Source organism: Erysipelatoclostridium sp. DFI.2.3 (assembly GCF_019132535.1).
GTDB lineage: Bacteria > Bacillota_I > Bacilli_A > Erysipelotrichales > Erysipelotrichaceae > Clostridium_AQ > Clostridium_AQ innocuum.
Genome location: NZ_JAHOOJ010000034.1, coordinates 21229 through 28141, shown reverse-complemented (window position 1 = coordinate 28141; position 6913 = coordinate 21229). Strand labels below are relative to the sequence as shown.

6 protein-coding genes are annotated in these 6913 nt (G+C 41.8%); 4 read left to right on the top strand and 2 right to left on the bottom strand.

Going from position 1 to position 6913, the window contains the following annotated elements:
• Positions 1-354 precede the first annotated feature (354 nt).
• Together KSZ58_RS21070 and KSZ58_RS21065 are read right to left on the bottom strand one after the other, a co-directional pair.
• Complete coding sequence (locus tag KSZ58_RS21070; protein WP_009271020.1) at positions 355-624, bottom strand: transposase; 270 nt, start codon at positions 622-624, stop codon at positions 355-357.
• Between the two features lie 163 nt (positions 625-787).
• Entirely contained in the window at positions 788-1078 is a 291-nt protein-coding gene (locus tag KSZ58_RS21065) for a hypothetical protein (protein WP_142419761.1), read from the bottom strand.
• 865 nt (positions 1079-1943) lie between these two features.
• Here KSZ58_RS21065 and KSZ58_RS21060 point away from each other — a divergent pair.
• The 4 genes from KSZ58_RS21060 (at position 1944) to KSZ58_RS21045 (ending at position 6912) form a co-directional block, all read left to right on the top strand.
• A complete protein-coding gene (locus KSZ58_RS21060; RefSeq protein ID WP_224727335.1) occupies positions 1944-4217 on the top strand; it encodes an FtsX-like permease family protein in 2274 nt (757 codons plus the stop codon).
• Between the two features lie 66 nt (positions 4218-4283).
• Positions 4284-5045, top strand: coding sequence for an ABC transporter ATP-binding protein (locus KSZ58_RS21055; protein WP_009271018.1), 762 nt, complete (start codon positions 4284-4286; stop codon positions 5043-5045).
• A gap of 15 nt (positions 5046-5060) precedes the next feature.
• Positions 5061-5744 carry a response regulator transcription factor gene (locus tag KSZ58_RS21050; RefSeq protein ID WP_009271017.1) on the top strand — a complete coding sequence of 228 codons (684 nt, stop codon included), beginning with the start codon at positions 5061-5063 and terminating at the stop codon, positions 5742-5744.
• Positions 5728-6912, top strand: a complete 1185-nt coding sequence (locus tag KSZ58_RS21045) for a HAMP domain-containing sensor histidine kinase (protein ID WP_009271016.1) — start codon at positions 5728-5730, stop codon at positions 6910-6912. The genes KSZ58_RS21050 and KSZ58_RS21045 overlap by 17 nt, the downstream gene beginning before the upstream one ends.
• The last annotated feature ends 1 nt before the right edge of the window (position 6913 follow it).

The window sequence follows — 6913 nt, the reverse complement described above, 5'->3', positions numbered from 1 at the left end:
AAAATCAGTATAACCCTTGATGAATTGGGCATACTGATAATACATAAACAGATGATGATTAGACATGATTCGTCATCTACTATCTAAACCTGTCGATTTTTACTTACACATAATTCTTCACATTCCCTGCTTTTTATAGGATCGATCTTTTTTTATCCACATGACGTTGTTCATAATATTTTCCTCAATCACTTGCATTGCAGTATTATTGATATCTTCATCTATCATTACCAATGATTTGATAAACATTTTTTTCATGATGTCCACTGTCTTGTTGAAATTTTGCTTGATTACGCATTCTCCATCTTCCTTTTGTTCAATAGCTGCTTTTTCATTAATTTCTATTTTTTTTAGTTATATCAAATTATACAACCATATATCTGCATAAATATCCTGATAGATGAGTATCTCTTTGAATCCACTGAATTTCTCCAATTTCATCCTGTTCTTAAGCCGATTATAGGATGTTTCTATCGTCCAGCGCAGATGATACAATTCCTTTAAGTCATCTATGCTGTATTCATCCATTGGCAGGTCAGATATCAGGAATTCCACAATGTCTTCTCCATATTCGTCTTTTCCTATGATGATCTTAGTGAACCGAAGCTGATATATGGTATTCATTAGATCCTGGCGAAATCCAATTTCCTCTCGATAGTGATTTGTCGTTTATCGAATGTTACTTCAAATTATCTGTCTTCACCATCCTGTACCTGATCCAAATAAGCTTTAAAAAAAACAGAAGATACACGAAATAGAAAGTATTGTTTTTGTTGTAACAGTTGAACTATGAGTCGCATAGACGGATACCCGCAATCAAAGGTAAAGATTGCTTTTCAACATAATTTTCACAATAAGTTTTGATATGTTGTGCTGCTAGTGCCATTTCACTTAATATACATGAACCGAATTGCATATCTAAAAACGTATTGTTTAGACAGTCATGTAAGGTAGATAAAAGTCCTCCTACAGGTTTTGATTGATTTTTTGTTGGATTTGTAGATGCAGAGATTCTTCCGAATGCAGATGCATTTTCCTTTGTGTTGAGAAGAATGATTTTTGATTCATTGACAGCCAATACAAGATTCCCTTTCCATTTTTTTAACTATCTGCTTCATTATCGTGATAATTTGCAATGAACTCATTACTCATGACACATATAGCCTGTGGATTGAACTTCTTCCTGGAGAGATAGAAAGCAGTTTCTGTAAACAGTTTATTTCTTTCCTAAATCTTGATAATAGCAGCGTGTAGAATGGAATGAGATAAGCATTTGTATACCCTTTATTAATAAAAAGGTATACCTTTATATAAGATATAAAATTAATTGAATCCATAAATGTAAAATGATGGAAGGGGTTAAATATACATTAATTAACTGGAACTGATATGTAATCAGATAGAAGACAGTCAGAAGCTTATATTTATATGCTAATAGGTGTGAATGGTGAAAAAAGTAGCACAGTCGAGAACAACCTAGTAGAAATATTTAAGAAAAACAGTTTGATACCAAGGCGTTACCTAAATTATCTATTATAGTAACTCCCGAAAATAGAAGAGGAAGGTAAATATGAGATAGAATGACTAATGCCATAGCACTAGGATGTGCAGAAATCATGTAGAGCAAAGAAGGCAGATACCTAATCAGCGTATCTGCCTCTTCTTTTGAACATATGCTGATTTTAGACCGCTTGCTTGATTATTCTGTCAGAAATTTACATAAATTACAAACCTCTGAAATCATCACATCTTCCATATTTATAGCATCCATCCCTACATTCCTGTATAATAATACCCATGTTCTCTCATAATTCATCCAACTTTAGGATTTCTTTAGAATTCCTGCGATATACTGAACATACAGAAATGAGAGGTAATCAAAATGTTGCTGCGACTACTAAAAAACGACCTGCTGCATGGCAAGCTGACCAACTTCATGGTTAATGATATTCCTTGCCGTATCCACCATGCTGTCCTGTGCCAGTATATCCCTGATCTACTCATCACAAAACCAGATATCCTACTTCATGGACGATATGGGAAAGGTGGCAGACTATAACTTTTCCATGATGAATATTACAAAAAAAGATGTACAGAAAATCAGAGCCTTTATGAAAGCAAAAGACATTGATGCATATCAAATCGAGCATGCTATCACCCTGCCGCTGAGTGTTATGCGCTTCAATGGTACCAACGACCTGGAAAGCTCCGGTTGCTTTGCGACAACCTTGCCAAAGACCTATAATTTTCTATTCGATGAAAACAACAAAACCCCGGACATCCAACCGGGTGAGGTCGGCATCCCGCTATCTATAAAGCATCAGCTGAATCTACAGCTGAATGACACCTTCCAGATTTTGCGCGGTACCAGGACCTACACCTATAAAATCACCAGCTTTGTACGTGATTCCGTATACGGTTCTGATATGATGGGACAAAAACGCATCATCCTGCACCCTGCAGATTATCAAATTCAATATGATGTCACGCAGGACATTGATCATGCTGTGGTACTCTCGGTAAACGACGGGCCAAACACAAAGCAGCTGGAATATGAAATGCAGAAGGCCGGATTACCTAATGCGATTCTCGTAGACAAAGAAACTGCAGAGCTCTCCTTTATGGGAGTCAGCCTCGGCACCAGTGCCATGCTTCTCATGAGTGGCATCATTCTGCTATGCATGTCCTTTCTGATCATTCGCTTCACCATCCTCTTTCAGATTGAAAGCAGCTATGCAGAAATCGGTATCATGAAAGCAATCGGTTTCCAGCACTCTCAAATAAAACCGCTCTATCTAATGAAATATATGAGTATTTCACTTATCGGTGTTTTTATCGGATTCCTTATCTCTATCCCGTTTACTAATCTGCTGGAAGGTATGCAGGCTGGCATCGTTCCCGTTATGCCGGGGAACACAGGCACCTATCTCTCCCTGATTATTGTTATCCTGATCCCGGCACTTGTCTATACCGTGACGACTCTTGTACTGCGAAAGCTGAAAAAACAAAGCACTATGGATGCCATCCGCAAAGGAAATGAAGGAGAGACCTATAAGGAACACACCCGCTTCACACTTGCCAAGACCCGCCTTCATAGCCTTCACAGCTTTCTGGCCTTCAACGATCTTATGGCACAGAGAAAGCACTTTCTCATGATGGTCATTATCTATGCCTTCTGCATGGTATTGATACTTGTCCCTCTAACCCTTAAGGATGCCTTCCAGAAGGATACCTTTCTGCAAATTCTGAAGATATCGATCGGTGATCTCTACTCCCAGCAAAATGGAGGCAACACCATAAAGGATCTGGAAGAAAAAAGTGCTATGGTGCTTTGCGATTTGAAAGTCTACGATGAGCATGTCCGTGTCGATATTGAAACCATGACCAGTGCATCCCTCAGCGATGATGGTCTGAATACCTCGGTATTTCTCATGAAACGCGCTGATGGGAATACGATCACCTTTGATTACGGCAAGGCTCCCAAGCTGTCCAATGAGCTTGCCCTGACTACTACACTGGCTAAGCGTTATAGGAAAACTATCGGCGACTCCATCAGCATGGAATACGAAGGGAAGAAAAACACCTACCTCATCAGCGGTATTTACAGCAGTATGATGAATCTGGGGAATAACATCCTCGCAGGTGATATTGAATATGAATATGCGTATACCGGCTATCTGGTGATTCACCTATCACAGGGGGAATTAACCAACCGTCAGGTCGCAGAAACTATCAAAAAGGAGTATAAGGGGATGAAGCTGATTGACAGCAGGCAAATGACAAAAACCTTCAGCGGAGATATGCCGCAGCAGATTACCATGATGTCGGATCTGATTATTACGATCATTCTGGTCATTACCTTCGCTTTGACAATACTGTTCTCCAAGCTGCACATGCTGCGTGCAAAAAAAGCGATTGCTCTGATGCGCAGTATGGGCTATGCCAAACGCAATATCCGCAAATGGCTGTTTGCTCGTTGTATGATTCAGATACTATGCGGTCTAGTGCTGGGAATTTTGTTACACATCTTCTGTGCGAACGGACTGCTGGAGACGTATATGGAATCCATGGGTATGGGGAGCATAGAACTGAGAAGTGCTCGACTCAATATGTATGTCCTGTATCCGCTGCTGTTCATCATGTCCGCTATAACAGCGCAATGGATTGTCAATCGCACCATACCGGCATGGAATATTAAAGATTTGAGTGAGGAATAAAATTTTTCGGTACCGTATTAAAAGCATATAAATACAGCGGTGTGATTCATAAGGAGGAGAATATGTATGGAAACAATAATAGAGGTCAGACAGCTATGCAAAAGCTTTGTCGTAAATAAAAAGCAGAATCATGTCCTGCGCAATGTGGATCTTTCCATTCACAAAGGAGAATTCATCGCCGTCATGGGACCAAGCGGCAGCGGTAAATCCACCCTGCTGTATACCATCAGCGGTATGGATCATATCAACTCGGGAACAGTGGAATTTGACCATAAAGAAATCAGCAGGTATAATGAAATGGAAATGGCGAAGCTGCGCCTGCATGAAATGGGCTTTATCTTCCAGCAGATGCATTTTCTAAACAATCTGAACATCTATGACAATGTGATACTTCCCGGCTATATGGCAAAGAAAAGAAAGCATAAGGAAATCAATGCCTATGCGGATGAGCTGCTGCGGAAATTTCAGATTACCTCGATTGCAGGGCATAGCATTCAGGAAGTAAGCGGTGGAGAGCTGCAGCGTGCCTGTATCGCCAGAGCAATGATCAATCAGCCGCAGATTCTGTTTGCGGATGAGCCTACAGGTGCGTTAAACAGCTCCAATGCGAAGGAAGTCATGGATATGTTTTCAAAGGTACACGAGCAGGGAACGACGATTCTGATGGTAACCCATGATGTGAAGGTGGCTTCCTATGCACAGCGCATCTGCTATATCAATGATGGGAAAATTGAAAGCAATCTCGATATCGGTATGCTGAAGCATGCGGATGAGTTGAAGGAACGGGAAAAAAAGGTATACAACTGGCTGATGGAAAAGGGCTGGTAGAAGGGGGGCGTGTGTATGATTGATATTCTTGTTGTTGAGGATAATGATGAACTGCGGGATGTATTAGAGCGGTTTCTGCTGCATGAGGGATATCAGACACGCTGTGTACAGCGGGGAGATGACGCACTTACACTCTTACAGCAGGAGAAGGTGCGTCTTCTTCTCGTTGATATCATGCTGCCGGATATGGACGGCTTTCGCATTTGTACGCAGGCCAGACAAAGCAGCAATCTTCCCATTATCATCATGAGTGCACGAACGCAGACAAGCGATCAATTGCTGGGCTATGAGCTGGGAGCGGATGATTATGTGGAAAAGCCCTTTGCCATGGCTGTTATGCTGGCTAAAATCAAAGCTCAGCTGAGAAGAGGCTATGAAATGCAGGAGGAGCGCAATGTGCTGAAGGACGATGATCTTCTGGTAGACATCGAGCGGCGAAATGTGACATTGAAAGGAAAGCAGCTGGCCCTCTCTGTAAAGGAGTTTGAGTTGCTGGTTCTGCTGCTGAGAAAAAGGCATACAACGCTGCGTAAGGACTATATATTTTCCGCAATCTGGACTGATGCCTCTGAAAGTGAGCTGTCCACGCTGACGACACATGTCAATACACTGCGTGAAAAAATAGAAACCGATCCGCGTCATCCAAAGCGGCTGATTACTGTATGGGGAGTAGGCTACCGCTATGAAGGCATGGAATAGGCTGACCGTGCTTGTCCCGGCACTGCTTCTGCTGCTTCTGGTAGGATTAAACGGACTACTCTTATGGCTGCGGGATGAAACAATCCCGGATGAAGCACTGGTAGAAATCAATCGCATGGCAAAAATTCAGGTTGAACTGCTTGAACTGAAGAAGACCTCCATGCAATCCTATATGGACCGCTCCCGTACAAGAAGTGTGCTTCTTCCGGCAAAGCAGGAGGGCAGCTTCTATCGCTTTACCTATCGTGTACAGCGCATACCGTCCTCAATCTTCTGGATTATCAATACCACCCTGCTTGGTGTCATATTGCTTGTTGTCTATCTTCTATTCTATATCCGCCGGCAGATTATACAGCCCTTTCATAATATGGAGGCTATGGCAACAGCTTTGAAAAACAGAGATTTCACGTATGAGCTGCCCCAGCAGAAGCATCGATTCTTCGGCAAATTCATCTGGGCAATTGATGTGATGAAGGAGGAGCTGCGCCATCATGAGGAAAAAGAAACAGCGCTGATGAAGGAAAAGCAGACAATGATTGCCTCTCTTTCCCATGATATTAAGACACCGCTTTCCAACATCCGCCTGTATACGGACGCAATGAAGGAGCACCTGTATTCGGAAGAGCTGATCTGTGAGCGTCTGTATGAAAATTGTGATAAAATCGATCAGTATGTAAAGGAAATCATGCATACGAGCAATGAAGATTTGTTTGATTTTGATGTACATATGGAAGAGGTCTATCTCCATGATGTGGAAGTCTTGCTGAGGCGGGAACAAGAGCGCATTGAACTGGCACTGATATCCTATGAGCAATCCCCCTGTAAGGATCAGCTGGTCTATACAGACTTGACAAGGTTACGTGAAGTTATTGGCAATATTGTTGATAATGCGATGAAATACGGAGATGGAAAATGGATTCACGTGTCCTTTTATGAAGAAGATCATCACAGTATACTGAAACTAGAAAATTCCGGCTCCTATATTGAGCAAAGTGATGCCGGTGCTATCTTTCAAAGCTTTTATCGGGGAAACAATGTTAACAGCCATGCAGGAAACGGTCTGGGCTTGTATATCTGCAAGCAGCTGATGCAGAAAATGGATGGCGATATTTTTATGACACAGGAACAGGGGAGTGTGAGCTTTCATCTTGTGCTTGGTACATTATAGG